The organism is Novosphingobium piscinae (genome assembly GCF_014230355.1).
GTDB lineage: Bacteria > Pseudomonadota > Alphaproteobacteria > Sphingomonadales > Sphingomonadaceae > Novosphingobium > Novosphingobium piscinae.
In genome coordinates this window covers 17,337-43,777 of the sequence record NZ_JACLAX010000012.1, presented here as the reverse complement: position 1 = coordinate 43,777, position 26,441 = coordinate 17,337, and the positions used below count along the sequence as shown (strand labels likewise).

The window sequence follows — 26,441 nt, the reverse complement described above, 5'->3', positions numbered from 1 at the left end:
GTACCGGGAACACGGCTCGTCGCGTTGCCGCTTGCGTCAAATGTTTCGCCATGGTTAGCCTTTTCTCAACACGGACGGGCTAGGGTCTCTGGTGTGACGACGGGAATGCTTGCCAGGATCACACGGCTGCTGCTGGCAGCCAGTGTCGCGGCGACGCCGCTGGCCGCACACGCCGCGCCGGCGTCGGCTGCCGTCACCTCTGCCGCCAGCCTGGAAAGCCAGTTCGACCGGGTGCTCGGCACCACTCCCCGCGCGCCGAAGGCGGTGGTCCTGCCGCGTCCGGCGGTGGCCACCCTCCCCGCCCCGCGGGCCGACCGCTTCGCCGACCTGCCGCGCCCCACCGCGGCTCCGCGCGGCGATGCGCTGGAGGTCCAGCTCGCCTCGCTGGCCAATGCCGCGCAGGGCCGGATCGGCGTGGCCGCGCTCGACCTGGCCACGGGCCGCACGGTCAGCGTTCAGGGCGACCAGCCCTTCCCGATGGCCAGCACCAGCAAGATCGCCATCGTCGCGATGTTCCTCGCCGGGGTCGACCAGGGCAAGTGGTCGCTGAGCGACCGCTTCCCGCTCATGGTGCCGCTGCCCTCGGCCAAGCTCTCGACCGCGGTGGCCCCGGTGCGCCGCGGCGCCGAGCTGTCGGCGCTGCAACTGATCGAACTGGCCATCAGCCGCAGCCACAACGAGGCGACCGATGCCCTGCTCGCCGTGGTCGGCGGCCCCGCCGCGGTCACCCGCTGGGTGCGCAACACCACCGGGATCGAGGAGTTCCGGCTCGACCGCGACATCGCCACCCTGGTGCGCGACGACGGCGCGGTGAACCCGGCGATCACGATCGACCGGCGCGACAGCATCACCCCGGCCGCCATGGTCCGCCTGCTGGCCGGGCTGCATCAGGGCCACTGGCTGAGCCGCGACAGCCGCGAGGTGCTGCTGGGCGCGATGAGCCGCTGCGTCACCGGGCGCAACCGGATGCGCGCGATGCTGCCCGAGGGCACCGCGATCGCGCACAAGACCGGCACCCTGTACAACACCGCCAGCGATGTCGGCTTCATCGAGACCCCCGACGGCCGCAAGCTGGCGGTGGCGATCTATGTCACCGGCCAGGGCGGGAAGCCCGGCCGCGAATCGCGCATCGCGCTGCTGGCCCGCACCATCTACGACGGCTATTCGACCGAACGCCCGCTGCGCGCCGCGCTGCGCTGAGGCGGCCCTGGACCGGGTGTCTGGCCGGCCCCATCGGCACCGCGCCTGCTGCCGTTCTTTCCCCGCTCGCCCCATCGCCAAAGCCTTGCGCACCGCCGCTTCGCCGGCCATTTGCGCAGCATGAGCGAGCCTGCCGCCCCCGCCCCGCTGCGCAAGACCGGCCATGACAAGGCGCGCGCTGCGGCGCGGCGCAAGCGCGTCGCAGCGGAGGCCCAGGGGCTCGACGATGACTTTGTCGCGGCGCTGGTCGAGCGCTTCTATGGCCGCATCCGCGCCGATGCCGTGCTGGGGCCGATCTTCACCGGGCGCATTACCGACTGGCCCGTCCATCTGGCGCGCATGAACCGGTTCTGGCGCGCGATCCTCCACGGCTCTGGCGAGTACAGCGGCAATCCGATGCAGGCGCACATGGCCCTGCCCGGGCTTGAGACGGCGCACTTCGTCCAGTGGCTGGGCCTGTTCTATGCGACGCTGCGCGAGGTGGGCGCCGAGCGCGCGCTGGCGCCCGCGGCCCAGGCGCTGGTGGCGCAGCGGGCGCGGATGATCGCGGACAGCCTGCTGACCGGCATCGCCACCCGCGCGCAGGGGCTGCGCGGGGCCCGGGCCGGTGCCGACCTGCCCGTCTTCTCGGCCTGACAGCGGTTCCCCGCCCCGGGGCCGCGCCGCCCGCGTCCGGCGCAACAGAAAAGGCGCGCGGACCGGGGTCCGCGCGCCTTCCCTGAATACCTTGCGGCGAAGATTACATCGCAGCTTCGGTGGTCGCTTCGGCAGCGGCCTCGGTGGTGGCGTCAGCAGCCGGAGCAGCTTCTTCCGAAGCGGTCTCGGTGGCGGCCGGAGCAGCTTCCTCGCCCTTGCAGGCCGAGAGGGCGAAAATGGCCGAGGTGGCGACAGCGGCGAGAACGATCTTGCGCATGGGAAAATCCTTGATCAGCGAGTGGACCACGCCCGGCTTCGCTGTCCTGGATTGAGCCCTGGACATGCGGATAACCGCGCGGAAAGCCTACCGCGACAGTAGACTTCGCGTGCCAAATATCCGCCTTGCGGGAGCGATGCAAGCACTAGTCGCCGAGTCGCTGCCATTTTGCGCGACAGGTGGCGGATTTCTGCCAATCTCGATCCTGATAATGCGCAATTGTGGCAAGGTCATGGCCAAGCCGCGCCGCAATCGTCTTTTTTCGCCCGGTCTCACCGGGACCGGCCCCGCGCGGCGGCGGGGCGATGCGGCCGGGGATGGCGGACGGTTGCCAGGCCCGCGGCTCTGGCGCCGCGCCGTGGCGGTGGTAGGAAGGCAGCCATGGACTCCAAGCAGCATCTCTACCTGGTCGACGGCTCGGCCTACATCTTCCGCGCCTATCACCGGCTGCCGCCGCTGACCAACCCGCAGGGCGTGCCGGTGGGGGCGGTCTACGGCTATACGACGATGCTGTGGAAGCTGGCCGAGGACCTCCACCAGGCCGACGGGCCGACTCACCTCGCGGTGATTCTCGACAAGGCCGGCACCTCGTTCCGCAACGACCTCTACGACCAGTACAAGGCCAACCGCCCGCCCCCGCCCGAGGACCTGGTGCCGCAGTTCCCGCTGATCCGCGACGCGACCCGCGCCTTCAGCCTGGCCTGCATCGAGGAGGAGGGGCTCGAGGCCGACGACCTGATCGCCTCCTATGCCCGCGCCGCCGCCGCGCGCGGCTGGGACGTGACGATCGTGTCCTCAGACAAGGATCTGATGCAGCTGGTCGGCCCGCCCCCCGGCGAGGCCGCGGCGGGCGGGCGGATCGACATGCTCGACACGATGAAGAACCAGCGGATCGACATTCCCGAAGTGGTCGAGAAGTTCGGCGTGCCGCCCGAACTGGTCGGCGATGTGCTGGCGCTGATGGGCGATGCCGTGGACAACGTGCCCGGGATCCGGGGAATCGGCCCCAAGACCGCGACCAAGCTGATCCAGGAGCACGGCAGCCTCGAGGGGGCGCTGGCCGCCGCCCCGGCGATGAAGCCGGGCAAGCTGCGCGACAGCCTGATCGAGCAGGCCGACATGGCGCGGCTGTCGCGCCGGCTGGTGCAGCTCAAGGAGGACTGCGACCTGCCGGTGGCGCTCGACGATTTCGCGCTCGCGGCCGTGCCCCGGCCGCCACTGGCCGCCTTCCTGGCAGAGCACGGCTTCACCAGCCTGCTCAAGCGGCTCGATGGCGGGCAGGCCGCGCCCGGGCCGAAGACCCAGCTCCACCCGGCCAAGCCGGTCAACCCGGCGGCGCCGGCCGCGCCAGCCGAGGTCCGCGGGGACCGGCAGGAGCTGCCGCCGCTGCCGCCGGTGGACCGCGCCACCTATGAATGCGTCCAGACCCGCGAGCGGCTGGAGCACTGGATCGCGCGGGCCTTCGCCGCGCGCAGGCTGGCGGTCGATACCGAGACCAGCCGGCTCGACGCGATGCAGGCCGATCTGGTCGGTGTCAGCCTCGCGCTGGGGCCGAACGATGCCTGCTATGTGCCGCTGGGCCACGGTGGGACCGACATGTTCGCCGAAAAGCCCCGGCAGATCGACCGCACCGAGGCGCTGGCGCTGCTCAAGCCGCTGCTGGAAAGCGGCGCGGTCCTCAAGATCGGGCAGAACATCAAGTACGATCTCAACGTGCTGGCCCGCCACGGCATCTCGGTCGCGCCGATCGACGATACCATGGTGATCAGCTTCGATCTGGATGCCGGGCGCGGCGAGGAGGGCATCGGAGGGGGCCACGGCATGGACGAGCTGGCGCGCCGCCATCTGGGCCACACCACCCTGGCCTTCAAGGACATCTGCGGCACCGGCAAGAAGGCGATCTCCTTCGCCGAGGTCCCGCTCGACCGCGCCACCCAGTATGCCGCCGAGGACGCCGACGTGACCTGGCGGCTGCACCGCGTGCTCAAGCCCCGCCTCGCCGAGGAGGGCGGGACGCGGGTCTACGAGCGGGTCGACCGGCCGCTGGTTCCCGTGGTGGCCGAGATGGAGCGCCACGGGATCAAGGTGGACCGCGAGCGGCTGGCGCGGCTGTCAACCGAGTTCGCGGCGGCCATGGCCGGGCTGGAACAGGACATCTTCGCCCTGGCCGGGCAGGAGTTCACCATCGGCAGCCCCAAGCAGCTGGGCGACATCCTGTTCGACAAGCTGGGCTACAAGGGCGGCAAGAAGGGCAAGTCCGGCCAGTATTCGACCGACCAGGGCATCCTGGAAGGGCTGGCCGCGCAGGGCGCCGAGGTGGCGACCAAGGTGCTGGAGTGGCGCCAGCTGACCAAGCTGAAATCCACCTACACCGACGCGCTGCAGGCGGCGATCAACCCCCGGACCGGCCGCGTCCACACCAGCTACAGCCTGGTCGGGGCGCAGACCGGGCGGCTCTCCTCGACCGAGCCGAACCTGCAGAACATCCCGATCCGCACCGAGATCGGCCGCCAGATCCGCGAGGCCTTCGTGGCCGAGCCGGGCCACGTGCTGCTCGCCGCCGACTATTCGCAGATCGAGCTCAGGCTGGCCGCGCACATGGCCGACGTGCCCGAACTGAAGGACGCCTTCGCCCGCGGCGAGGACATCCACGCGCGCACCGCGCGCGAGATGTTCGGACTGGTCGACCGCGACACCCGCGCGCGCGCCAAGACGATCAACTTCGCGATCCTCTACGGCATCTCGCGCTGGGGGCTGGGCGGCCGGCTGGGGGTGAGCGGCGACGAGGCCCAGGCGATGATCGACCGCTACTTCGAGCGCTTCCCCGGCATCCGCCGCTACATCCACGCCACGCTGGAGAGCGTGCGCGAGAAGGGCTATTCCGAGACGCTGTTCGGCCGCAAGACCTGGTTCCCGCGGATCAACGCGGCCAATCCCAACGAGCGCGCCGGATCGGAACGCGCGGCGATCAACGCCCCGATCCAGGGGACCAGCGCGGACATCATCAAGCGCGCGATGGCCCGCATGGGCCCGGCGCTGGCCGACGCCGGGCTGGGCCAGGTGCGGATGCTGCTGCAGGTCCACGACGAACTGGTCTTCGAACTCCCCGCCGGCGATGCCGCGGCGGCCGCGCCGGTGATCGAGCGGGTCATGGCCGAGGCCGCGCTGCCGAGCGTGCGGCTCGACGTGCCGCTCGGCATCGAGATCGGCACCGGGCCGAACTGGGGCGCGGCGCACTAGGCAGCATGGCGCCATCAGCAGGGGTCCGGCGCGCCTCGCATGAGCCGCGGGGCGGCGTTTCGGCAGGTCACAAACGGGTTTACGCCCCATCATTGAGCAAGTAATTCAGCAGGATGGCACTGCGCTTCTCTCGCTGGCGGCGCGGGCCGGGGTTTTCCACGCTGCTTTTGCTGGGCTTCGTTGCCGCCGCGCTGATCGGCGGGGTGACGGTGGTGTGGCAGACCGTCCGGGCCGAGCGGCAGCAGCGCGAGCAGGCGACCCGGACCAACGCCGTGCTGATGGCGCTGCGCGACATCAGCCGCACCGCAGTGAACGGCGAGACCGGCCAGCGCGGCTATCTGATCACGCTCGATCGCCGCTACCTGGCCCCCTATCTGGTGGCGCGCGAGCAGTACCGCGGCAATCTGGCGCGGCTGCGCAAGCTGATGGGCCCCGAGCTGACTCCGCGACAGCGCGCCCTGCTGGGCGAGATCGAGACGCTGAGCACAGACAGGTTCGCCGAACTGGGCGAATCGGTCACCCTGATCCGCGGCGGCGACCTGCTCGAGGCGCGACGGCGGCTGCTGACCGACGAAGGCCAGGACATGATGGAGCGGCTGCGGCTGGCCGTGGCCGAGCTGGAACAGCTCGAGCTGGGCGCGTTCGAGGCGGCGCGCGAGCGCGCGGTCGCCGCCGAAGCGCGGATCCTGCCGCTGCTCGCGGTGCTGCTGGTGGTGATCCTCGCCACGCTCGGGCTCGGGCTGGTCCAGGTGATCCGCGCCGCCGATGCCGAGGCCCGCGCCGAGAACGCCGAGGAGCTGCGACGCGCGCGCGACCAGGCCGACCTGCTGGCCAGCGAGCTGAACCACCGCGTCAAGAACCTGTTCGCGGTGGTCCTGGCGATCGTCAAGATGACCGGGCGTGGCCAGCCCGAGGCGCGCCCGACGGTGGACCGTATCGCCCAGCGGATCCACGCGCTGCTGACCGCCCACGACGTGAGCCAGGGGACCTCGGCGCGGCGCAGCGCCGCACTGCACGAACTCGTCGCGACCGCGCTGCAGCCCTACCGCAGCGAGGACCATGCCTGCACGGTCGAGGGTCCGCCGGTGGAACTGCCCGAGCACGCGATTGTCCCGCTCGGGCTGGTCCTGCACGAGCTCACCACCAATGCGGTCAAGTACGGGGCCTGGGCCGAGCCCGGCGGCGAGCTGACGGTGCGTTGGGAACTGACCGGCGGGCGGCTGCGGCTCGACTGGAGCGAACGCGCGGCCGCACCGGTCCCTGCCACGCAGGGCGGGCGCGGGTTCGGCAGTGCGCTGATCGACAGTTCGTCGCGCCAGCTTGGCGGAACGATCGAGCGGACTTTCACCACGGCAGGCATTGTCGTGCGGATCGAAATCCCGCTATCGGCGTAGTCCGACACCGATGCTGATCGATCATCTCCCCGCCTTCGCCCCCCTGGCCCGCCAGCTCCCTGCCGCGGCGCTCGCGGCGGCCGTGGCGATTGCCCTTGCGCTGCTGCTCCACATCGTCCTGTTTCGACTGCTGACGCGGGTCGCCGGGCTGTCGCAGCTCGCCTCCGACGAGGTCGTGGTCGACCGGCTGCGCGGACCGGTGCGCTGGGCGCTGATCGCGGTCGCGATCGAGCTGGCGGGCGAGAGCTCGGCCCTGCTGGCGCGGGTCTGGGGCGCGGTCGACCGCTTCGTCATCCCGGCGCTGCTCGGCTGGATCGCGGTGCGGCTGGTGCGCGCCTATGCCCTGGCGGTGGACAGCCGCGCCCGGCTGGCCGAGGACGACCTCTCGTCGCGCAGCCGGCGGACGCGGATCGCGATCCTGTCGCGCTCGCTGCGCTTCGTCATCATCTTCGTCACCGTGGCGCTGATGCTGCTCTCGCTCCCCGGGGTGAGGACCGTGGGGGTGACGCTGATCACCTCGGCCGGGCTTGCCGCGCTGGCGGTGGGGGCGGCGGCGCAGCCCGCGCTCAAGTCCCTGATCGCGGGCATCCAGATGGCGCTGACCGAACCGATCCGGATCGACGACCACGTGGTGGTCGAGGGCGAGAGCGGGCGGGTCGAGGACATCCGCATGACCTATGTGGTGATCCGGACCGCCGACGAGCGCCGGCTGATCGTGCCGACCACCCGGTTCCTCGATGCCAGCTTCCAGAACTGGTCGCGGGTGGGGGGCGGGATCACCGGCTCGGTGGTGCTCGCGGTCCAGCCCGGTACCCCGATCGCCCCGATCCGGGCGGCCTACGAAGCCAAGCTGGCGGCGCGCCCCGAATGGGACCGCCGGGTCGGGGCGCTGCAGGTGGCCGATGCGCGGATCGACGCGATCGAGCTCAAGCTGGTGATGAGCGCAGCCGAACCGACCGCGCTGGGCCAGCTGCGTCTGGCGCTGCGCGAGGAGATGCTGGAGTGGCTGCGCAGCGAGCTGCCCGAGGCGGTCAGCCTGCCCCGACCGGGCGGCTGACCGGCCCCGTCCGGCCCAATCGTGAGGACAGCGCTGGTACCGATACCAAAAAAAGGGCCCGGTCGTTGCCGACCGGGCCTTTGAAGTCTTGGGAGAGGATGCCTGAAAGGCAGGTTCGGAGTACCCCCGACTCGGCTATTGTGCAAGTGCGAAAAGCGTCAAAGTGGTTGCAATTTACGCAATCGACCCTGTCCTTTTGTGCAGGATCCCCGGGAATGCTGGCGATTGGACGGAACAACCAGCTGCGAGCCGTTCGCAATCACTGCGCACACGCGAAGTCTGCTGCGTTGCAGCGCGCACCGCGGAGGCGCGGTGCGGCTCAATGGGCGAGCAGCAGCGCGGGCCCGGCACCGGCGCCGAGCAGGCGCTCGGTGACCCCACCGAACAGGGCGGCGCGCAGGCGGCCGTGGCCATAGGCACCCATCACCACGAGGTCCGGCGGATCGACCGCCAGAACGGTCGCGAGCGTCGCAGCGGCCGAGCCCTGGCGGACCAGCGGGCGCAGCTCGGCCGAGACGCCGTGGCGGGACAGATAGGACAGGACCTCAGTTGCGGGATAGCCGGCGGCCTCGGCCTCGCCCTGCACCGTCAGCACGGTGACCGTATCGGCCCGCACCAGCAGCGGCAGGCTGGCGCGCAGCGCGTGGGCTGCGCTGTCACCGCCGTCCCAGGCGACGGCAATCCGCGCGAACGGCCCGGCGGCGGCCTCGCCCGGGGCGAGCGCCAGCACCGGGCAGCGCGTGGCGAGCGGCAGGTCGGCGGCGAGCGGCTCCCCGCGCGAGACCACCACGAGATCGGCCAGCCGCGCTGCGGCAGCTAGCGCCGCCACCGGCTCGCCCTCGCCCCGGACCACGTCGCAGCACACATCCTGGCGCGCCAGCTGGGCGTCGATCGCGGCAGCGAAGGCATCGTCCTCGGCCATGGCGTCTCGCAGCGCCTCGGCCGAGACCAGGCTCCCGCCCAGCCCGTCCACCGCGATGAAGCGATCGACCGGGGTATCGACCAGCAGCGTAACATGGCCGTCGAACTGGCGGGCCAGCGTGAGGGCGGTCTCGATCCGGGCACGGCCGGCGGGACCGGGGCGGGCGTCGACTAGAAGGGAGCGCATTGGCGTAAACTCCTGTGGGAGGGCCGGACTCGACCTGGTCCTGCCGCTGTGGCCCGATCGCGCGGTGCCGTCCATGACGTGGATCAAGCCACCCCGTCAGACCCGTTGGCTTTGCCCCGTGACAGGCCCGCTGCGCTGCAATAGGAGGGGGACGAGGGACCCCCGGGGCGGCACGCCCCCATTCGGCGGAGGACTGATGAACAAGGTTTATCCCGACGCGCAGACGGCGCTGGCCGGACTGCTGCGGGACGGTATGCTGATCGCCAGCGGCGGTTTCGGACTTTGCGGCATCCCCGAGCGGCTGCTCGACGCGATCCGCGACTCGGGGGTCAAGGACCTGACCTTCGCCAGCAACAATGCCGGGATCGACAACGAGGGCATCGGCAAACTGCTGCGCACGCGGCAGGTGAAGAAAATGATCGCCAGCTATGTCGGCGAGAACAAGGAGTTCGAGCGGCAGTACCTCGCCGGCGAGCTCGAGGTCGAGTTCTGCCCGCAAGGCACCCTGGCCGAGCGGATGCGCGCCGGCGGTGCCGGCATCCCCGGCTTCTACACCCGGACCGGGGTCGGCACGCTGGTGGCCGAGGGCAAGGAGGTCAAGCGCTTCCGCGGGGAGGACTATATCCTCGAGCAGGGCATCTTTGCCGATCTTGCGATCGTCAAGGCGTGGAAGGCGGATACGACCGGCAACACCGTGTTCCGCAAGACCGCGCGCAACTTCAACGTGCCCGCCGCCACCTGCGGACAGGTCTGCGTGGTCGAGGTCGAGGAGCTGGTCGAACCCGGCACCCTTGATCCCGATGCGATCCACCTGCCCGGGGTCTACGTCCAGCGTATCGTCGTCGGCGCGCCCTACGACAAGAAGATCGAGTTCCGCACCACCCGCAGCACGGATGTCGGCTGATGACCAAGCATGATGGACTGACCAAGGGCTGGAGCCGCGACCAGATGGCGGCCCGCGCCGCGCAGGAGCTGCGCGATGGCTACTATGTGAACCTGGGCATCGGCATCCCGACCCTGGTGGCGAACCACGTGCCCGAGGGCATCACGGTGACGCTGCAGTCGGAGAACGGGATGCTCGGCATCGGCCCCTTCCCGACCGAGGACGCGGTCGACGCCGACCTGATCAATGCCGGCAAGCAGACGATCAGCGAGCTGCCGCATTCGGCCTATTTCGACAGCGCGCAGTCCTTCGCGATGATCCGCGGCGGCAAGATCGACCTGACCGTGCTGGGGGCGATGGAGGTGGCCGAGAACGGCGACATCGCCAACTGGATGATCCCGGGCAAGATGATCAAGGGCATGGGCGGGGCGATGGACCTGGTCGCCGGGGTCAAGAAGATCATCGTGGTGATGGAGCACTGCGCCAAGGACGGCAGCGCCAAGTTCATCCCGGCCTGCACCCTGCCGCTGACCGGGGTGGGCGTGGTCGACATGATCGTGACCGATCTGGCCGTGTTCCAGCGCCCGGACCATGCCAGCCCGTTCCGCCTGGTCGAGTGCGCCCCCGGCGTCACCCCGGACGAGGTGCGGGCGAAGACCACCGCGCACTACATCGATTGAAGCCACAATCCGGTTGCAGCCGGGAACCGGCCATGGTGTGATCGGCCAAGCCCCCCTTCCGTTCGTGTCGAGCGAAGTCGAGACACGCTGTGCGAAGCCTGTCGACTTCGCCCGAGGCGAACGGAGGGGGAGAAGGTCTCTCCGGACAGGAGGGCCGAAACTTGAAAGAGAGCCTGCCATGACTGATCTCGCCACGATTCCGCTGACCCGCATCGACGGCCAGCCCGACAGCCTGGCCCAGCACGCCGGCCAGGTGCTGCTGGTGGTCAACGTTGCCAGCAAGTGCGGGCTGACGCCGCAGTACGCGGGGCTGGAAAAGCTCTACCAGGCCTACGGTGACCGCGGCTTCGAGGTGCTGGGCTTCCCCGCCAACGACTTCGGCGCGCAGGAGCCGGGCACCCACGAGGAAATCGCCGAATTCTGCTCGCTCAACTACGGCGTCTCGTTCCCGCTGTTCGCCAAGGCCGACGTGACCGGCCCGGACAAGCAGCCGCTCTACGCCGCGCTGACCGCGGCCCAGCCCGCCAAGGTCGGTCCGGCGGAGGAGTTCCGTGAGCGGCTGAAGGGCTATGGCATGACCCCGACCGAGGACCCCGAGGTGCTGTGGAACTTCGAGAAGTTCCTGATCGGGCGCGACGGCACGGTGATCGGCCGCTTCGCCCCGGGCGTCACCCCGGACGATCCGGCGCTGGTCGCGGCGATCGAGGCGGCGCTGGCCGCCTGACCGGCGCACCGCGCGCAGCCACCATCCAGTCCGCCAGGGAGGCCGCATGGGCTACGTCCTGATTACCGCCAACCGCAACTATTCGAGCTGGTCGCTGCGCCCGTGGGTGCTGATGAAGGCGCTGGACATTCCCTTCGCCGACCGGCTGGAGCCCTTCACCCAGCCGACCAACTATGCCGCGTTCCGCAGCTTCTCGCCGACCGGGCAGGTGCCGGCGCTGGTCGATGGCGACCACACCCAGTGGGATTCACTCGGCATCACCCTGTACCTTGCCGACCGGCATCCGGCGGTCTGGCCCGCCGATCCGGCGGCACGCGCCTTCGCGCAGGGGGTGGTGTGCGAGATGCATGCGGGCTTCGCCACGCTGCGCAACGACTGCACGATGAACGTGGGCGTGCGGGTCAAACCGCGGCCGCCGTCGGCCGCGCTGCTGCGCGACGTGGCGCGCCTGCGCGAGATCTTCGAGACCGGGCTGACCCGCTTCGGCGGCCCCTGGCTGGCGGGCGCCGCTTTCACCGCGGCCGACGCCTTCTACGCCCCGGTGGCCTTCCGTATCCGCACCTACGGGCTCGACGTGGGGCCGCTGGCGCAGGGCTGGGTCGACCGGGTGATCGCCCACCCGGCGATGCGGCAGTGGGAAGCGGAAGCCCTCGCCGAGACCTGGCGCGAAGCCAGCCACGAGGAGGAGCTGGCCGCAGCCGGCGAGATCGTGGCGGATTACCGGGCGGGGTAGGGCCTCGGAACACATCGCCTTCTCCCCTTCAGGGGATAGGGTTGGGAGAGGGGCCAGTGCGCAACACCGGCCCCATCCCCTCTCAACTCCGGCTAGCCGCTGACGCAGCAAGCCTGCGTATCTCTCCCCTGAAGGGGAGAGAACGAGACGATCATCAGTCCAGCGCGGCCTTCAGCGAGGCGACCAGGTCGGTGCGCTCCCAGGGGAAGAAATCACCCTCGGGCTTGCGGCCGAAGTGGCCATAGGCGGCGCTCGGCCGGTAGATCGGCTTGTTCAGACCCAGCCGCGTGCGGATCGCGCGAGGAGTCAGCCCGCCCAGTTCGGGCAGCGACAGGATCGCCGCCTCGATCTTGTCGTCGCCGACCGTGCCGGTCTCGTGCGTGTCGACATAAAGCGACAGCGGCTTGGACACGCCGATGGCATAGGCCAGCTGGATCGTGCAGCGCGTGGCGAGGCCGGCAGCCACCACGTTCTTGGCCAGATAGCGGCTGATATAGGCGGCCGAGCGGTCGACCTTGGTCGGATCCTTGCCCGAGAACGCGCCGCCGCCGTGCGGGGCCGCGCCACCGTAGGTATCCACGATGATCTTGCGCCCGGTCAGGCCGGCATCGCCATCGGGGCCGCCGATCTCGAAGCTGCCGGTGGGGTTGATGAAGTATTCGGTCTCGCGCAGCAGCACCGGCGGAATCACCGCGGCGATCACGCCCTTCACATAGGCGTGCAGCGCGGCCTCCTTCTCGCCCTGGTCATAGCCCGGGGCGTGCTGGGTGCTGACGACCACGGCGGTCGCGGCGACCGGCAGACTGCCCTCGTAGCGCAGGGTAACCTGGCTCTTGGCGTCGGGCTCGAGGAACGGCGCGGCACCGGAATGACGGTCGGCCGCCATCTTCTCGAGGATCTTGTGGCTGTAGTAGAGCGTCGCCGGCATCAGGTCGGGGGTCTCGTCGGTCGCATAGCCGAACATGATCCCCTGGTCGCCCGCGCCCTCGTCCTTGTTGTCGGCCGCGTCCACGCCCTGCGCGATGTGCGCCGACTGGCCGTGCAGACGGTTGATGAACTCGAACTTCTCCCAGTGGAAGCCGTCCTGTTCGTAGCCGATCTCCTTGACCGTGCGCCGCACCGTCGCCTCGATCTCGGCCTGGGCGCCGGGGGCCCATTCGCCATTCTCGTAGACGCCCTTGCAACGGATCTCGCCGGCCAGGACCACGAGCTGGGTGGTGGTCAGCGTCTCGCAGGCGATGCGCGCCTCGGGGTCCTTCGACAGGAACAGATCAACGATGGCGTCGCTGATCTGGTCGGCGACCTTGTCGGGATGGCCTTCGGAGACGCTTTCGGATGTGAACAGGTATTCGCTGCGCATGGGGCTCGCTTCCGATATAAAGAAATCTTTATGTGCGGCGCTTCCTAGCCTCGGGCTCGCCACAAGGCAAGCATGCTGCACAGAACCAGCGCCGCCGCCCAGACTAACGCCAACCTGTTGCCAAACCGTGCAAAGGGCGTAGGCGCATGCGCGACGGGGACAAACCCGTCGATCCGCCCGGCGATCGGCCGGGGCAGACTGTGCCGGATCAGCCCGTTGGCGTCGATCACCGCGCTGATCCCGTTGGTGGTGGCGCGCAGTACCGGCACCCCCTCCTCGATGGCGCGCAGCCGCGCCTGGGCCAGGTGCTGCGGCGGCCCGGCCGCGCCGAACCAGCCGTCGTTGGACGGGTTGAACAGGAAGTCGGGGCGGTCGGCGCGGTCGATCACCTCGCCCGAGAAGACGATCTCGTAGCAGATCTGCACCCCCGCCCGGCCCCACGGCCCGAGCGCCAGGGTGCGCGGCCCCGGCCCCGCCGCAAAGTCGAAATCGCCGGGCACCAACCGCGACAGGCCCAGCGGGGTCAGCCAGGCGCGCAGCGGCAGATACTCGCCATAGGGCACGAGGTGCGCCTTGGCATAGGAGCCGCGGATCGTCCCGCCGGCATCGACCACGGTGACGACGTTGCGCGCCGCGACGGCACGGCCCCGTTCGACCACCAGATCGACCGCGCCGGTCAGTAGCAGCCCACCCGGCCCGATCACCCGGCCGAGCCGCGCGCGCGCCGCGACCGGATCGCCGCGATAGGTCGTCGCCGCATAGAACCATGCCGGATAGCCCTCGCGCAGGTAGTCGGGCAGCCCGGACTCGGGCCAGAGCACCAGTCGCCGCGCGGCCGGCCTGGCAGCGCGGGTGAGGCGGGCTGCGGTGGCGAACTGCGCCTCGAAGCGGGCAGGATCATCCAGCTCGTCCTGCGGTATGCCCGGCTGAACCAGGGTAAAGGGCAGGCGTCCGGGGGGATCGGGCGGGGTCAACTGCGGCAGGCGGAAGGTGGCGAGCGGGACCGCGACGAGCAGCAGCGCCAGACCCGGCCGCGCCACCCGCAGGCTCCAGCCGCGCCACCACAGCGCGGCGAGCAGCGCGACCAGCCCGGACAGCGCATAGGTGCCGGTCCACGGCAGCACCTGGGCCAGCCCGGCGCGTTCCGGCCCACCCAGCGCGGCCACGGCCAGCGGATTCCACGGAAAGCCGGTGAACAGCCAGCCACGAAGCCATTCGCTGAGGATCCAGGCCGCAGCAAAGGCCGGAACCAGCGCGGTCGGCCGCCCCCGGGCGAACGCCACGGCAAGCGCCGCCGCCGCGGCGGGAAAGACCGCGAGATAGAGCGCGAGCAGCACCACCGCGACCGGGCCGAGCGCGGCGGGCATATTGGACTGGTAGGTGAAGGCCGTGGCGATCCAGCCGTTGCCGAGCGAGAAGTGTCCCACCCCCCAGAGCCAGCCGCACAGCGCAGCGCGGCCCGGTCCCGGCGCACGCGCCAGCAGGGCCACCAGCAGGGCCAGCCCGAACAGGGTCAGCGGCCACAGCGCCACCGGGGGAAAACCGCCCGCCGCGAGCGCCCCGGCGGCGGGCGGGAGCAGCCAGGCCAACCGGCGCAGCGCCGGCGGGACAGGGAGAGGCAATGCACGATCGGCCATGGCCGCCCTTCTGGCCGGTCAGCCCGATCGTGTTAAGCCGGAAAGCGCAGGCCCGGGGCGATGAGCCCGCCGGCCAGCCCGCGCCTCAACCCCCGGCTCAACCCCCGGCTCAACCCTCGCCGCCGACCGGGGCGGCGGCCTTCGGCTTGCGCCCGCGCCGCTTGGGGGCCGGAGCCGCCTCAGCGTCGTCACTGGCCGGAGCTTCGTCGCGCACAGCGAAGGACGGCGGCAGCAGCGCGGCATCGAACCGCGCCGGCGCCTCGCCTTCGTCAGCGGCCACAGCCGCGGCCGGCTCGTCGCGCGGGGTATCGCGGCGCGGACGGCGGTCCTCGCGGCGCGGCCGCAGCCCGCGCGTGCCGCGCACGAAGGGATTCTCGGCCGGCTCGTAGACCGACGCGGCCTCGTCGCCGCCGTTCGCCTCGGCCGCAGGCTCGGCCACCGGCTCGTCGCGGCGCGGCGTGTCACGCTCACGCTGGGGCCGTTCGCGCGGCTCACGCGGCTCGCGGGCCTCGCGCTCGCGGGGCTGGTCGCGATCCCGGTCCCGCGGTTCGCGCGGTTCGCGGTCCTCGCGCTCGCGGCGGGTGTAGACCGGCTGGTCGAAGGCGAAATCGCTGTCGCCGCTGAACTCGCCGGCGTCATCGCCCTCCTCGGACGCTTCCTGCCAGCGCTCGTCGCGCGGCCGCCGCTGCTCCTCCTGGCGGGTCCGGGTGTCGGCGATCACGCGGAAGTAGTGGTCGGCGAACTGCAGGTAGTACTCCGCCAGCACCCGGTCGCCATTCTGGTGCGCGTCCTGGGCAAGCTTGCGGTACTTTTCCAGCAGCTGCGGGGCATTGCCCCGGGCGCGGCTGTCGATCCGGTTGAGTTGCTGGCCGCCGCCCTGGGGACGGTTGTTGCCGCGCCCGCGCCGACGGTTATTCCCACGATTGTTGTTCAAGGGTGACTTTCCTTCACCGGATCGCCGCGCGGCAGAAGCCCCGTCGCTGGGCGATTCGCACCTTCTCCGCCCGGCGCAACGCCTCGCGCGCCGCACCGCGGGTCCCGACATCTGCCAAGGTTCGCGGTGCGAAGACCGGCCCGGTTGCAAATGCTGGAATTGAACCGGCAGGAGAGGAGCGTACCGTCTATCCGCTGGTTCTCCTGCGATTTAGGCGGCGGGAACCGGCTTGCCAAGGGAAATCTTCGCCGCCGCGCTCAGCGCGCCATTTCCACCACGCGGTCGCGCCCGGCCAGATCACGGTGGACCCGCGACACCAGCCCGGCCGCCGCCGCCAGCGCGGCAACGGCGGCGGCCTGATCGTACCCGATCTCGACGCAGGCGACCCCGCCGGGGGCGAGCAGGCGAGGCAGCAGCGGGATCAGGCGGCGATAGTCGTCGAGCCCGTCGGGCCCGGCGAACAGGGCCTCCGCCGGTTCGTGCTGCGCGACCGAGGCGGCCAGCCGTGCGCCGCTCTCGACATAGGGCGGATTGGCCAGGATCAGGTCGGCCCCGCCCAGCCCCGCGCACCAGTCCGGGCGAGTCCAGTCGCGCTGGAGGAAGGCTGCGCGCGCGGCCAGTCCGAGCGCCGCCGCATTGCCTGCGGCCACCGTCAGGGCCCGCGCCGAACGGTCAATCCCGATCCCCCGGGCTGACGGCCGCTGCGCCAGCACCGCCAGCAGCAGCGCCCCCGAGCCGGTCCCGCAATCGAGCACGCGGCGCGCATCCGGCCGGGCGGCCAGCGCCGCCTCGACCAGCACCTCGCTGTCGCCGCGCGGGATCAGCACGGCGGGCGAGACGCGGAAGGGGAGCGAGAAGAACTCCTGCCGGCCGGTGATATAGGCCACCGGCTCGTGCGCCAGCCGCCGCTCGACGAGCGCGCCGAAGCCCTCCGGCACCGGGTCGCGCTGGTACCGCAGCAGCAGGTCGGACCGGGTCACGCCCAGCGCGTGGGCCAGCAGCACTTCGGCATCGAGCCGCGCCGTGTCGCTGGTTGCGGCGAGTACGGCCGCAGCGTCACGCAGGGCAGCGGCGATGGTCATGCGGCCCCTGCGGGCTTCGACAGGCTCAGCCCGAGCGGATGTGGAGAACGGGTCATGCCTGACAACCGGCCTGTCCTGCAAAGCCCCAACCGGTCCGCAGCCAGAACCCGCTCAGGCTGAGCCTGTCGAAGCCTGCGCACCCACGGCAGCCCGGCCCGGTGCTCAGCCATCCATCGCCGCCAGCCGCTTGGCCTGATCCTCGGCGATCAGCGCGTCGACCAGCTCGCCCAGCCCTGGCCCCTCGAGGATCTCGGGCAGCCGGTGCAGCGTCAGGTTGATGCGGTGGTCGGTGACGCGGCCCTGCGGGAAATTGTAGGTGCGGATCCGCTCCGACCGGTCGCCCGATCCGACCATCGCCTTGCGCGCCTCGGCCTCGGCGCCCTGGGCCTCGTCGCGCATCTTCTCGTAGAGCCGCGCGCGCAGCACCTGCAGGGCCTTGGCCTTGTTCTTGTGCTGGCTGCGCTCGTCCTGGCAGATCACCACCAGGCCCGTCGGCAGGTGGGTGATGCGCACCGCCGAATCGGTGGTGTTGACGTGCTGCCCACCCGCGCCCGAGGCGCGGAAGATGTCGATCTTGAGATCCCGGTCCTCGATCTGGACGTCGACCTCGTCGGGCTCGGGCAGGACCGCCACGGTCGCGGCCGAGGTGTGGATACGCCCGCCGCTCTCGGTCACGGGGACGCGCTGGACGCGGTGCACGCCGCTTTCGTACTTCAGCCGGGCGAAGACGCCGGAGCCCGAGACATGGGCGACCACTTCCTTGAACCCGCCGATCTCCGAGGCATTGGCGCTGACCAGCTCGACCCGCCAGCCCTGTTCGGCGGCGAAGCGTTCGTACATGCGGTAGAGGTCCGCGGCGAACAGCGCGGCCTCGTCCCCGCCGGTGCCGGCGCGGATTTCCAGCATGGCCGGGCGGCTGTCGGCCGCGTCCCGCGGCAGCATGGCGATGGCCAGGGCCTGTTCGGCAGCGGGGAGCTCGACGCGGAGGCGCGCAGCCTCTTCCTCGGCCAGCTCGCGCATGTCGGGATCGTCCAGCGTGGCCAGGCTCTCCAGCTCGCCGCGCATGGCCCGCACCGCCGCGGCGGCGCGCGCGACCGGCTCGAGCTCGGCATAGTCGCGGCTGGCGGCGATGAACTCCTTGCCCTCGAGCGTGCCCGAGGCCAGCCGCGCCTCGAGCTCGGCAAAGCGCGCGGCGATCTGGGCGAGGCGGGTGTCGCTTACGGACATGGGTTGGTCCCACGCCTCGTCGCCCCTGCGGGGGCAGGGACCCAACCCGAGCTTGCCCAACCGAGCCGTGCGCTGCGGGAGAGCGTGGATGGGCCCCTGCCTGCGCAGGGGCGACGCCAAGGGGAAACGCCCCCCACCCCCTCGTCGTCATGCTGAACTCGTTTCAGCATCCATCCTGCCTGCGGACGCGGAGCCGTGTGGGGCGGAATGGACCCTGAAACGAGTTCAGGGTGACGGACGATCGTACTGACGATCACCCCCACAGCTCCACGAGATGTTCCAGCTTCTTGCCCCGTGAAGAGTTCGGCGTTGACCTTAACCGAAGGCCTGATTTGACCCCATCAAATCCGACGACAATCATGCTCTCCGCGCCCGACTTCACCCCTTTATCAAAGCGCTTTTTTGGCGAACCGGACGCGATCATGTCGGCCGAGAATCCAGCTCGGCGTAACGCCGCTAGCTTCTGCGTAGCGAAAAGCAGAGCTTCGTCGCTTTCGACTACAATAACCACTTCCAGTGGGACCTCGCCCTTCTCCCCCACCAGCATCGCCAGCCGCTCGATCCCCGCGGCCCAGCCGACCGCCGGGGTGGGCGGACCGCCCAGCGCCTCGATCAGCCCGTCGTAGCGCCCGCCGCCGAGCACGGTGCCCTGGGCGCCGAGCCGGTCGGTGACGAATTCGAACGCGGTGTGGCGATAGTAGTCGAGCCCGCGGACCAGCGCCGGGGCGCGGGTCCAGGCAACGCCCGCGGCGTCGAGGCCGCTGGTGACCCGGCCGAAGAAGTCCTGCGCCTCGCCGCTCAGGAAATCGTCGATCTTCGGCGCGGCGGCGGTGAAAGGCTTGTCGCGCGGGTCCTTGCTATCGAGGATGCGCAGCGGGTTCTTCTCCAGCCGCTCCTGCGAATCCTCGCTCAGCTGCCCCGCATGGTCGCGGAAGTAGGCAATCAGCGCCTGTCGCCAGGCCTCGCGGCTGGGGGCATCGCCCAGCGTGTTGAGCTGCAGGGTGACGCCATCGGCAATGCCCAGTTCGTGGAGCAGCTGATCGGCCATCACCAGCAGCTCGACATCGGCCTGCGGCTCGCCCGCGCCGATCACCTCGGCGTCGATCTGGTGGAACTGGCGGTACCGCCCCTTTTGCGGGCGTTCATAGCGGAACAGCGGGCCATGGGTGGCCAGCTTGAGCGGAGCGTACTGCTGCCAGCCGTTGGTCAGGTAGGCGCGCGCCAGCCCAGCGGTAAACTCGGGCCGCAGGGTCAGCGATTCGCCGCCGCGATCCTCGAACGAATACATCTCCTTGGAAACCACGTCGGTGGTCTCGCCCAGCGAGCGGCTGAACACCGCGGTCTTTTCGAACACCGGCATCTCGGCGCGGCGGAAGCGGTAGAGCCGGCGCACGCGCTCGAAGGTCTCGACCACGAAGCCGAAGGCCTCGGCCTCGGCGCCGAAGATGTCCTGGGTGCCGCGGATCGCCTGAGGCGTCTGGATGGGCGGGGTCTGGGTGCTGCTCATGGCGCGGCCGCTTACCGCGTTCCGGGCGCGCGGGAAAGCCGGGAGAACTCGGTCACCGGGATGGCTTGCCTCGGGCCCGCTTTCCTGATTCTAATAACGGATGAAATCACTCGCACGCCCCCGCTCGCCCCTCCCCGTCCTCCTGCTTGCTGCCACGGCCCTGGGCACGGCGCTCGCCGCCGCGCCGGCCGCAGCCCAGACACCGGCCCCGGCCCGCTCCGCCCCCATGGCGGTGCCGCTGCCGCAGCTGATTCCCGCCCCGCGCGACGAACCCTATCCCGGTACGATCGCGCTGGAGATCGACGCCACCGACGTGGCGCGCGGGGTCTACCGCGTGGTCGAGCGGATCCCGGTGACCGAGGGCACGGCCCGGCTGACCCTGCTCCTGCCCGAATGGACCCCCGGCGCCCACGCGCCGCGTGGCCGTGCGGAACAGGTGGCCGACCTGCGCTTCTATGCCGGCGAGCGCCTGCTGAGCTGGCAGCGCGATCCGGCCGATGTCTTCGCCTTCCACATCGACCTGCCCGCCGGCACCCGCGAGGTGACCGCGCGCTTCGTCCACACCTCGCCGCTGCAGCCGGCCGAGGGGCGGGTGACGATGACCCCGGAGATGCTCAATCTCGAATGGGACCTGATGTCGTTCTATCCGGCCGGGCACTATACCCGCCGGATCATGGTCCGCCCGACCGTGACCTTCCCCAGGGGCTGGCGCGCCTTCACCGCGCTGGACGGCGCCGTCGGACCGGCCAGCAGCGCGAGCCCGGCGACCACTGCGCCCAACACCGCCAGCTGGGCCCCGGTCGACTACGAGACCCTGGTCGATTCGCCGATCTTCGCGGGGATCCATGCGCAGCGCTGGGACCTGGGACAGAACGTGGCGATGAACGTGGTGGCCGACGATCCCAAGCTGCTGGCGATCAAGCCCGAGCATCTCGCGACCTATCGCAACCTGGTGAACGAGGCCGTGGCGCTCTATGGCAGCCGGCACTTCGACCACTACGAGTTCCTCCTCGCCCTGACCGACCGCATGGGCGGGATCGGGCTGGAACACCACCGGTCGAGCGAGAACCAGATGGAGCCGACCAGCTGGATCGACTGGACCGGGATGGACTGGGACCGCAACGTCATCCCGCACGAGCTGTCGCACAGCTGGGATGGCAAGTTCCGCCGTCCGGCCAAGCTGTGGACTCCCGATTTCCGCCAGCCGATGGGCGACAACCTGCTGTGGGTCTATGAAGGGCAGAACCAGTTCTGGGGCTATGTCCTGGCGGCGCGCTCGGGGGTGCAGACCAGGGATTCGGTGCTGGGCATGCTGGCGGCCAATGCCGCTGGCTTCGTCGATTCGCCCGGCCGCGCCTGGCGTTCGGTCGAGGACACGACCTTCGATCCGATCATGGCCGCGCGCAAGCCCAAGCCCTATGCCTCGCTGACCCGCGGCGAAGACTACTACACCGAGGGCGCGCTGGTCTGGCTGGAGGCCGATCAGCTGATCCGCGCCGGGACCGGCGGCAAGAAGGGCATGGACGATTTCGCCAAGGCCTTCTTCGGCATCCGCGACGGCGACTGGGGCACGGTGACCTACGAGTTCGAAGATCTGGTCACCACGCTGAACGGCATCTACCCCCATGACTGGGACAAGTTCCTGCGCGAGCGGATCAACCAGCCGGGCCGCCCGGCCCCGCTCGCCGGGATTGAGCAGGGGGGCTACAAGCTGGTTTGGCGCGACACCCCCAACCCGTTCGAGAAGGGCCGCTTCGCCGATGCCCGCGTGCTCAGCCTGACCTATTCGCTGGGCGTGACGATCGACAAGGATGCCAAGGTCACCGCTGTGCGCTGGGGCAGCCCGGCCTTCGAGGCAGCGCTGGTCAACGGCACCAAGATCGTCTCGGTCAACGGCCGGGCCTATGATCCGGCGGTGCTGCGCGATGCCATCACCGCGGCCAAGGCCGCCCCGGCCGGCAGCCCGGCGCCGCTGCAGCTGGTGGTCCAGCGCGGCGACGCGGTGCGCACCGTGACGATCGATTACCGCGGCGGGCTGCGCTATCCCTGGCTCGAGAAGGCGCCGGGCAAGGGTCCGGCCGGGCTCGACCTGCTGCTCGCGCCGCGGCTGCGGCCGGCGCCGACGGCCGCCGCCGCGACGACCGTGCCGCGGGACCTCTGAGCCCGCCGCCGCCGATGGACCGCGCCGGGCGCCCGCTGCGCCGCCTGGTCGGGCGGACCATCGGCCCGCCGCGCTTCCTCGCCATGCTGGCGCTGCTCGGCCTGTCCGGCTGGGCACACCAGCGGCTCATGCCGGCCGCACCCTGGACCACGTCGCTCGCGCTGGGTTTCGATCTGGCCGCGGGCCTGTTCCTGCTCTCGCTGCTGCCGCTGGTGCGGGCCGGCGATGCCGCAACGATCCGCCGGCAGGCCGCGGCCAACGATGCCAACCGGCTGATGGTGCTGATCATCACCTCGCTGCTGGTGCTGGTGGTGCTGACGGCGATCGCTGGCGAGCTGCCCGCCGCCCGGCAGGGCAGCGGGCTGGCCACGGCCGCGCTGATCGCCACGCTGCTACTGGCCTGGGGGTTCGCCAACAGCGTCTATGCGCTGCACTACGCCCACGAATACTACGGCGCGCACCCCACCGGCCATGGTGATCGGGGCGGGCTCGCCTTTCCGGCCACGCCGCAGCCCGGCTATATCGACTTCGCCTACTTCGCCTTTACCCTGGGCATGACGTTCCAGACCTCGGACGTGGCCCTGACCACCAGCCGCATGCGCGGGGTGGCGTTGCTCCATGCCATGGCCGCCTTCATCTTCAACATCGGGGTGATCGCCTTCACGATCAACGCGCTGGGCGGCGGGAGCGGCTGAGCCCCCCCCGCGGATGCGATCGATTGCGTCCGGCCCGGCGCGTCCCCGGCCCGACCATGCTGCCTGTTGCGATGCAGCACGCCCCCGGCTAAGCGCGCGAATCACCGACCCGGGCAGGGGCCCGCGGCGGCAAAACAGAAGGCTTCTCATGCGCATCGACATGATCCCCGTGGGCAAGAACCCGCCCGACAGCCTGAACGTCATCATCGAAGTGCCGGTGGGCGGCGAACCGGTGAAGTACGAATTCGACAAGGCATCGGGCGCACTGTTTGTCGACCGCATCCTGCACACCCCGATGCGCTACCCGGCGAACTACGGGTTCGTCCCGCACACGCTCTCGCCCGATGGCGACCCGCTCGATGCGCTGGTGATCGCGCGCTCGCCCTTCGTGCCCGGTTCGGTGGTGCGCGCGCGGCCGATCGCGGTGCTCAACCTGGAAGACGAGCACGGCGGCGACGAGAAGCTGGTCTGCGTTCCCGACGATTCGACCTTCCCCTATTACCAGGACGTGGGCGAAAAGTCGGACCTGCCCGAGATCGTGCTCCAGCAGATCGAGCACTTCTTCACCCACTACAAGGATCTCGAGGCCGAGAAGTGGGTGCGCGTCGGCGCTTGGGGCGATGCCGACGAGGCCAAGCGGATCATCCTCGAAGCGATCGAGCGCGCCAAGGACGCCAAGGGCGCCTGATCCCGCCCGGCACGGCCGGCTGGCTCCACCGGGAGCGGCCGGCCCTGCCTGACTCGTGGCATCCTAACTCCCGGGAGCCCTCATTCCCGGGCGCCTTAATCCCCCGCGACCATCATCCCGTCGACGCGTAGCGTCGGCACATTGATTGTGCGGTGCCACTCAAGATCGTCGGCCGGGGTCAGAGCGCGGAACATCTCGATCAGGTTGCCGGCGATGGTGAATTCGGCCACCGGACCGGCCAGGGCGCCGCCGACGATGCGGAAGCCAGAGGCGCCGCGGCTGTAGTCGCCGGTCACCCCGTTGACCCCCTGGCCGATCAGCTCGGTCACGTAGACCCCGTCGGCGATGTCGGCCATCAGCGCCTCCGGGCTGACCTGCCCGGCGGCGATGTGGGTGTTGCTGGCGGAAATGCCGGGCGCCCCGCCGCCACCGCGGGCGGCATGACCGGTGGGATCGAGCCCAAGCTGGCGCGCCGCCGCGGCATTGAGCAGCCAGCCGGTCAGGCGCCCCCCTTCGACCAGGGCGCGCGGCGCGGTGGCCAGACCCTCGCCGTCGAACGGGCGCGAGCGCAGGCCGCGCGGCCGGAGCGGATCGTCGAGGATCGTCACCGCGCTGTCGAACAGCTGTTCGTCCTCGCGGCCGAGCAGGAAACTGGCCCCGCGCGCGATCGCCGCACCCGACATGGCGCCGAGCAGGTGGCCGACCAGCGAGCCGCCCACGCGCGGGGCGAAGACCACCGGCATCGATCCGCTGGCAAGGCGCCCAGGCCCCAGCCGCTGCACCGCCCGATCGCCGGCCTGGCGGCCAATCGCATCCGGCGAAGGCAGGTCGGCGGCATGACGCGCCGACCGCCAGGCATAGTCGCGCTGCATGCCACCGCCCTCGCCGGCGATCACGCTGGCAGACAGGCTGCGGCTGGTGCTTTCATAGGCGCCGGCGAAGCCGTGACTGGTCGCGAGCGCGAAGACGCTGCGCCCGGCGCTGGCCCCGGCACCCTCGCTGTTGGTCACGCCGGGAACCTCGCGCGCGGCGGCCTCGGCCGCCTCGGCCAGCGCGCGCAGGTCGGCCGGGCCGGGCTCGGCGGCATCAACCAACGCCAGGTCCGGCAGCGGCCCGGTGGCGAGACGCTCGGCCGGGGCAAGCCCGGCATAGGTGTCCTCGGGCGCGAGACGGGCCATTGCGACGACGCGTACCGCCAACTCGTCGAGCGCGGCATCGCCGAGGTCGCTCGACCCGATGCTGGCCGAGCTGCGTCCGACGAAGGCACGCAGCGCTATGTACTCGCTTTCCGAGCGCTCGACGTCTTCGAGCTTGCCGAGGCGGACCTGGATGCCCTCGGACGAATCGGCGATGTAGGCCACGTCGGCAGCATCGGCACCGGCGCGGCGGGCGCGTTCGACCAGGGCGGCGGCGCGCTCGCGCGCGGCGGAAGGATCAAGCATGCCGGTCGCTTAGACCAACAGCCCCGGCGGAGGGAACGGCTTTTATCGGGGCGCCCGCGTTCGGGACGGCCTCACCCGCCGATCACATAGCCAAGCAGGGTGAACAGCCCGGCCAGGGCGAAGGGCAGGCCGATCGCCAGCAGCCACAGCCCGATGATGTCGCGGCGGAACACCGGGGCCAGATCGGGATCGCAGGCCGCCTCGTCGCTCAGCCGGTTCCAGCGCCGTTCGAAGCGGCGGCAGGCCGGCACGATGGCGGCGATCAGGACGATCAGGGCAAAGTAGGGAAGCAGCGACGCCGTGCCGCCGCGCAGGGCGGTGATCGTCACGAAAATCTGCAGTCCGGTGTAGACGAGAAGAGCATAGGCGACCGAATCGCTCATCCGCCGCCGCCAGTCGAGCTGCCGTGCCCCAGCCTGGGTTCGGAGCGGCTGTGCCGCGGGCCGATCCATTGCTGAACGCTCTGGCCCCGCCTTGCTCACCGGCATCGATGTTCTCCCACTGCCCCTTTGCGGGAAGAAGAACACCGAATCGGACCCAAATCAAGCAACAATCGATGCCAACGGCCGGTAGCGGCCTGAGGATGCAAGGCGGACTTCGGGGCAGGACTGCGGCGGGACGTGCGGCGCGAGCCTGGCAGGGGGCCGGCTGGTACGGACGGCGGGACTCGAACCCGCACGATCAAGGATCAAGGGATTTTAAGTCCCCTGCGTCTACCATTCCGCCACGTCCGCCCTCGGGCCGGCCTCGCCGGGCGATGGCAGATCGGCGCGCCGCGGGCAATGCACCAGATGCGCGGCGGCGCCGGAGGGTCGGCTCAGTCGCCGTTGAGACGCTGGCGGATTTCCTTGCCGGGCTTGAAATAGGGCACCCGCTTGCCCGGAACCTCGACGGTCTCGCCGGTGCGCGGGTTGCGGCCCTTGCGCGCATCGCGGGCGCGGGTGGAAAAGGCTCCGAAACCGCGCAGTTCGACCCGGCCGCCCTCGGCCAGGCGCTGCGTGATCTCGTCGAAGAACACCTCGACCACGCGTTCGACCTCATCCGCCCGCAATTCCGGATTTTCCTTCGCCAACGCGGCGAGCAGCTCCGAACGGATCATTCCCAAGTCTCCCGTCGGTCCGGACGCAACGATCCGAACCCCAAAGTTCCGGCGCGGCAGGGTGACCCCCGTCTCCCTGGTGTCCACGCCCGACCCCGATCCTAAGGCTTGGCAAGACTCTCCGCTCTGCCCGATAATGTGCCAGAATTGCGGTTCTGGCGCAACGCGCATGTGAGATCGATTGCAAGCGCTTGCGCCTCGACCGCGGCCGAATCGGCGTACAGGCCGGGCGGCAGCGGCGTCAGGACGTCAGGGACTGGTCGGTCCAGAGCTCGGTCGGCCGGATCCCGAGCAGATCGATCCGCGCCTGGATCGCTGGCCATTCCTGCTCGAGGAAAGCGGTCCGCTCGAGCGCGCGCAGCCGCGCCGCGGCACCGGCCACGACCACCATGCCGACCCCGCGCAGCACCTCGACGAGACCGTCGAGCTGGAACTGCTGGTAGGCCTTGGCCACGGTCAACGGGTTGGCGCCCTGGGCCGCGGCGAAGGCCCGAACGGACGGCAGCAGGCTCCCCTCGGGATAGGTGCCGTCGATGATGCCCATCGCGATCTGATCGCGCAGCTTGAGATAGATCGGACGGACACTGGGGCTCATGGTGCCGCAGTGACATAATACAGCGGGGCACGCAAGGCCTTGGCTGAGAGTGGCGGGGGTACGGCAGCCGGGCAAAACGATC

At 70.5% G+C, this 26,441-nt stretch carries 24 protein-coding genes and 1 tRNA gene; 12 read left to right on the top strand and 13 right to left on the bottom strand.

The genetic code is table 11. The features are described from left to right. Positions 1-105 precede the first annotated feature (105 nt). Positions 106-1,200 carry a serine hydrolase gene (locus H7F53_RS12360; RefSeq protein ID WP_185679807.1) on the top strand — a complete coding sequence of 365 codons (1,095 nt, stop codon included), beginning with the start codon at positions 106-108 and terminating at the stop codon, positions 1,198-1,200. Positions 1,201-1,320: 120 nt separating this feature from the next. Then, positions 1,321-1,836 carry a group III truncated hemoglobin gene (locus H7F53_RS12355; protein ID WP_185679806.1) on the top strand — a complete coding sequence of 172 codons (516 nt, stop codon included), beginning with the start codon at positions 1,321-1,323 and terminating at the stop codon, positions 1,834-1,836. A 103-nt stretch (positions 1,837-1,939) separates the two neighbouring features. Here H7F53_RS12355 and H7F53_RS12350 read toward each other — a convergent pair whose 3' ends face one another. Then, positions 1,940-2,113: a hypothetical protein gene (locus H7F53_RS12350; protein WP_185679805.1), complete on the bottom strand. Its 174-nt coding sequence runs from the start codon at positions 2,111-2,113 to the stop codon at positions 1,940-1,942. 381 nt (positions 2,114-2,494) lie between these two features. On the opposite strand from H7F53_RS12350, the gene polA reads away from it, so the two are divergent. The 3 genes from polA (at position 2,495) to H7F53_RS12335 (ending at position 7,804) form a co-directional block, all read left to right on the top strand. Next, positions 2,495-5,353, top strand: coding sequence for a DNA polymerase I (polA, locus tag H7F53_RS12345; RefSeq protein ID WP_185679804.1), 2,859 nt, complete (start codon positions 2,495-2,497; stop codon positions 5,351-5,353). Between the two features lie 113 nt (positions 5,354-5,466). Then, complete coding sequence (locus tag H7F53_RS12340; protein WP_185679803.1) at positions 5,467-6,747, top strand: CHASE3 domain-containing protein; 1,281 nt, start codon at positions 5,467-5,469, stop codon at positions 6,745-6,747. Between the two features lie 10 nt (positions 6,748-6,757). After that, positions 6,758-7,804: a mechanosensitive ion channel family protein gene (locus tag H7F53_RS12335; RefSeq protein WP_185679802.1), complete on the top strand. Its 1,047-nt coding sequence runs from the start codon at positions 6,758-6,760 to the stop codon at positions 7,802-7,804. A 319-nt stretch (positions 7,805-8,123) separates the two neighbouring features. On the opposite strand, the gene H7F53_RS12330 is transcribed toward H7F53_RS12335, so the two are convergent. Next, the gene (locus H7F53_RS12330; RefSeq protein ID WP_185679801.1) at positions 8,124-8,912 is read right to left on the bottom strand and encodes a universal stress protein; all 789 of its coding nucleotides are present in this window, start codon (positions 8,910-8,912) and stop codon (positions 8,124-8,126) included. 196 nt (positions 8,913-9,108) lie between these two features. Between H7F53_RS12330 and H7F53_RS12325 the strand changes: the two genes are divergently transcribed. From H7F53_RS12325 to H7F53_RS12310, 4 genes are all read left to right on the top strand, one after another. Beyond that, positions 9,109-9,816, top strand: coding sequence for a CoA transferase subunit A (locus H7F53_RS12325; protein ID WP_185679800.1), 708 nt, complete (start codon positions 9,109-9,111; stop codon positions 9,814-9,816). Then, positions 9,816-10,475 (top strand): CoA transferase subunit B, encoded by a 660-nt coding sequence (locus H7F53_RS12320; protein ID WP_185679799.1) that lies wholly within the window; start codon positions 9,816-9,818, stop codon positions 10,473-10,475. The genes H7F53_RS12325 and H7F53_RS12320 overlap by 1 nt, the downstream gene beginning before the upstream one ends. A 178-nt stretch (positions 10,476-10,653) precedes the next feature. After that, positions 10,654-11,199 (top strand): glutathione peroxidase, encoded by a 546-nt coding sequence (locus tag H7F53_RS12315; RefSeq protein ID WP_185679798.1) that lies wholly within the window; start codon positions 10,654-10,656, stop codon positions 11,197-11,199. Between the two features lie 46 nt (positions 11,200-11,245). Continuing rightward, on the top strand, positions 11,246-11,932 hold the full coding sequence (locus H7F53_RS12310; protein WP_185679797.1) for a glutathione S-transferase: 687 nt from the start codon (positions 11,246-11,248) through the stop codon (positions 11,930-11,932). A gap of 154 nt (positions 11,933-12,086) precedes the next feature. Here H7F53_RS12310 and metK read toward each other — a convergent pair whose 3' ends face one another. The 6 genes from metK to hisS all read right to left on the bottom strand — a co-directional run bounded on the left by metK (position 12,087) and on the right by hisS (position 19,679). After that, a complete protein-coding gene (gene metK / locus H7F53_RS12305; protein WP_185679796.1) occupies positions 12,087-13,292 on the bottom strand; it encodes a methionine adenosyltransferase in 1,206 nt (401 codons plus the stop codon). Positions 13,293-13,336: 44 nt separating this feature from the next. Beyond that, positions 13,337-14,929: an apolipoprotein N-acyltransferase gene (gene lnt / locus H7F53_RS12300; RefSeq protein WP_185679795.1), complete on the bottom strand. Its 1,593-nt coding sequence runs from the start codon at positions 14,927-14,929 to the stop codon at positions 13,337-13,339. A 109-nt stretch (positions 14,930-15,038) separates the two neighbouring features. Then, positions 15,039-15,863, bottom strand: coding sequence for a DUF4167 domain-containing protein (locus H7F53_RS12295; RefSeq protein WP_246438873.1), 825 nt, complete (start codon positions 15,861-15,863; stop codon positions 15,039-15,041). 257 nt (positions 15,864-16,120) lie between these two features. Next, positions 16,121-16,945 (bottom strand): peptide chain release factor N(5)-glutamine methyltransferase, encoded by an 825-nt coding sequence (prmC, locus tag H7F53_RS12290; protein ID WP_185679793.1) that lies wholly within the window; start codon positions 16,943-16,945, stop codon positions 16,121-16,123. Between the two features lie 162 nt (positions 16,946-17,107). Then, the gene (prfA, locus tag H7F53_RS12285) at positions 17,108-18,172 is read right to left on the bottom strand and encodes a peptide chain release factor 1 (protein ID WP_185679792.1); all 1,065 of its coding nucleotides are present in this window, start codon (positions 18,170-18,172) and stop codon (positions 17,108-17,110) included. Positions 18,173-18,425: 253 nt separating this feature from the next. Next, positions 18,426-19,679: a histidine--tRNA ligase gene (hisS, locus tag H7F53_RS12280; protein ID WP_185679791.1), complete on the bottom strand. Its 1,254-nt coding sequence runs from the start codon at positions 19,677-19,679 to the stop codon at positions 18,426-18,428. Between the two features lie 100 nt (positions 19,680-19,779). Here hisS and H7F53_RS12275 point away from each other — a divergent pair, with 100 nt between their 5' ends. The 3 genes from H7F53_RS12275 (at position 19,780) to ppa (ending at position 23,223) form a co-directional block, all read left to right on the top strand. Continuing rightward, positions 19,780-21,840, top strand: coding sequence for a M61 family metallopeptidase (locus tag H7F53_RS12275; protein ID WP_185679790.1), 2,061 nt, complete (start codon positions 19,780-19,782; stop codon positions 21,838-21,840). Between the two features lie 14 nt (positions 21,841-21,854). After that, complete coding sequence (locus H7F53_RS12270) at positions 21,855-22,535, top strand: DUF1345 domain-containing protein (RefSeq protein ID WP_185679789.1); 681 nt, start codon at positions 21,855-21,857, stop codon at positions 22,533-22,535. A 148-nt stretch (positions 22,536-22,683) separates the two neighbouring features. Next, positions 22,684-23,223 carry an inorganic diphosphatase gene (gene ppa, locus H7F53_RS12265; RefSeq protein ID WP_185679788.1) on the top strand — a complete coding sequence of 180 codons (540 nt, stop codon included), beginning with the start codon at positions 22,684-22,686 and terminating at the stop codon, positions 23,221-23,223. 95 nt (positions 23,224-23,318) lie between these two features. Here ppa and H7F53_RS12260 read toward each other — a convergent pair whose 3' ends face one another. The 5 genes from H7F53_RS12260 to H7F53_RS12240 all read right to left on the bottom strand — a co-directional run bounded on the left by H7F53_RS12260 (position 23,319) and on the right by H7F53_RS12240 (position 26,359). Continuing rightward, positions 23,319-24,665: a TldD/PmbA family protein gene (locus tag H7F53_RS12260; protein ID WP_185679787.1), complete on the bottom strand. Its 1,347-nt coding sequence runs from the start codon at positions 24,663-24,665 to the stop codon at positions 23,319-23,321. A 71-nt stretch (positions 24,666-24,736) separates the two neighbouring features. Then, entirely contained in the window at positions 24,737-25,048 is a 312-nt protein-coding gene (locus H7F53_RS12255) for a hypothetical protein (protein WP_246438872.1), read from the bottom strand. A 266-nt stretch (positions 25,049-25,314) separates the two neighbouring features. Continuing rightward, positions 25,315-25,399: transfer RNA gene (locus H7F53_RS12250), tRNA-Leu, on the bottom strand. An 83-nt stretch (positions 25,400-25,482) separates the two neighbouring features. Next, positions 25,483-25,764 carry an integration host factor subunit beta gene (locus H7F53_RS12245; RefSeq protein WP_185679785.1) on the bottom strand — a complete coding sequence of 94 codons (282 nt, stop codon included), beginning with the start codon at positions 25,762-25,764 and terminating at the stop codon, positions 25,483-25,485. A 241-nt stretch (positions 25,765-26,005) separates the two neighbouring features. Next, positions 26,006-26,359 (bottom strand): GntR family transcriptional regulator, encoded by a 354-nt coding sequence (locus H7F53_RS12240; protein ID WP_185679784.1) that lies wholly within the window; start codon positions 26,357-26,359, stop codon positions 26,006-26,008. Positions 26,360-26,441: the final 82 nt, after the last annotated feature.

Excerpts from the sequence above, each read along its gene's own strand:
- H7F53_RS12360 (WP_185679807.1), top strand. The coding sequence starts at position 106 with ATGCTTGCCAGGATCACACGGCTGCTGCTGGCAGCCAGTGTCGCGGCG.
- H7F53_RS12355 (WP_185679806.1), top strand. The coding sequence starts at position 1,321 with ATGAGCGAGCCTGCCGCCCCCGCCCCGCTGCGCAAGACCGGCCATGAC.
- H7F53_RS12350 (WP_185679805.1), bottom strand. The coding sequence starts at position 2,113 with ATGCGCAAGATCGTTCTCGCCGCTGTCGCCACCTCGGCCATTTTCGCC.
- polA (WP_185679804.1), top strand. The coding sequence starts at position 2,495 with ATGGACTCCAAGCAGCATCTCTACCTGGTCGACGGCTCGGCCTACATC.
- H7F53_RS12340 (WP_185679803.1), top strand. The coding sequence starts at position 5,467 with ATGGCACTGCGCTTCTCTCGCTGGCGGCGCGGGCCGGGGTTTTCCACG.
- H7F53_RS12335 (WP_185679802.1), top strand. The coding sequence starts at position 6,758 with ATGCTGATCGATCATCTCCCCGCCTTCGCCCCCCTGGCCCGCCAGCTC.
- H7F53_RS12330 (WP_185679801.1), bottom strand. The coding sequence starts at position 8,912 with ATGCGCTCCCTTCTAGTCGACGCCCGCCCCGGTCCCGCCGGCCGTGCC.
- H7F53_RS12325 (WP_185679800.1), top strand. The coding sequence starts at position 9,109 with ATGAACAAGGTTTATCCCGACGCGCAGACGGCGCTGGCCGGACTGCTG.
- H7F53_RS12320 (WP_185679799.1), top strand. The coding sequence starts at position 9,816 with ATGACCAAGCATGATGGACTGACCAAGGGCTGGAGCCGCGACCAGATG.
- H7F53_RS12315 (WP_185679798.1), top strand. The coding sequence starts at position 10,654 with ATGACTGATCTCGCCACGATTCCGCTGACCCGCATCGACGGCCAGCCC.
- H7F53_RS12310 (WP_185679797.1), top strand. The coding sequence starts at position 11,246 with ATGGGCTACGTCCTGATTACCGCCAACCGCAACTATTCGAGCTGGTCG.
- metK (WP_185679796.1), bottom strand. The coding sequence starts at position 13,292 with ATGCGCAGCGAATACCTGTTCACATCCGAAAGCGTCTCCGAAGGCCAT.
- lnt (WP_185679795.1), bottom strand. The coding sequence starts at position 14,929 with ATGGCCGATCGTGCATTGCCTCTCCCTGTCCCGCCGGCGCTGCGCCGG.
- prmC (WP_185679793.1), bottom strand. The coding sequence starts at position 16,945 with ATGACCATCGCCGCTGCCCTGCGTGACGCTGCGGCCGTACTCGCCGCA.
- prfA (WP_185679792.1), bottom strand. The coding sequence starts at position 18,172 with ATGTCCGTAAGCGACACCCGCCTCGCCCAGATCGCCGCGCGCTTTGCC.
- hisS (WP_185679791.1), bottom strand. The coding sequence starts at position 19,679 with ATGAGCAGCACCCAGACCCCGCCCATCCAGACGCCTCAGGCGATCCGC.
- H7F53_RS12275 (WP_185679790.1), top strand. The coding sequence starts at position 19,780 with ATGAAATCACTCGCACGCCCCCGCTCGCCCCTCCCCGTCCTCCTGCTT.
- H7F53_RS12270 (WP_185679789.1), top strand. The coding sequence starts at position 21,855 with ATGGACCGCGCCGGGCGCCCGCTGCGCCGCCTGGTCGGGCGGACCATC.
- ppa (WP_185679788.1), top strand. The coding sequence starts at position 22,684 with ATGCGCATCGACATGATCCCCGTGGGCAAGAACCCGCCCGACAGCCTG.
- H7F53_RS12260 (WP_185679787.1), bottom strand. The coding sequence starts at position 24,665 with ATGCTTGATCCTTCCGCCGCGCGCGAGCGCGCCGCCGCCCTGGTCGAA.
- H7F53_RS12255 (WP_246438872.1), bottom strand. The coding sequence starts at position 25,048 with ATGAGCGATTCGGTCGCCTATGCTCTTCTCGTCTACACCGGACTGCAG.
- H7F53_RS12245 (WP_185679785.1), bottom strand. The coding sequence starts at position 25,764 with ATGATCCGTTCGGAGCTGCTCGCCGCGTTGGCGAAGGAAAATCCGGAA.
- H7F53_RS12240 (WP_185679784.1), bottom strand. The coding sequence starts at position 26,359 with ATGAGCCCCAGTGTCCGTCCGATCTATCTCAAGCTGCGCGATCAGATC.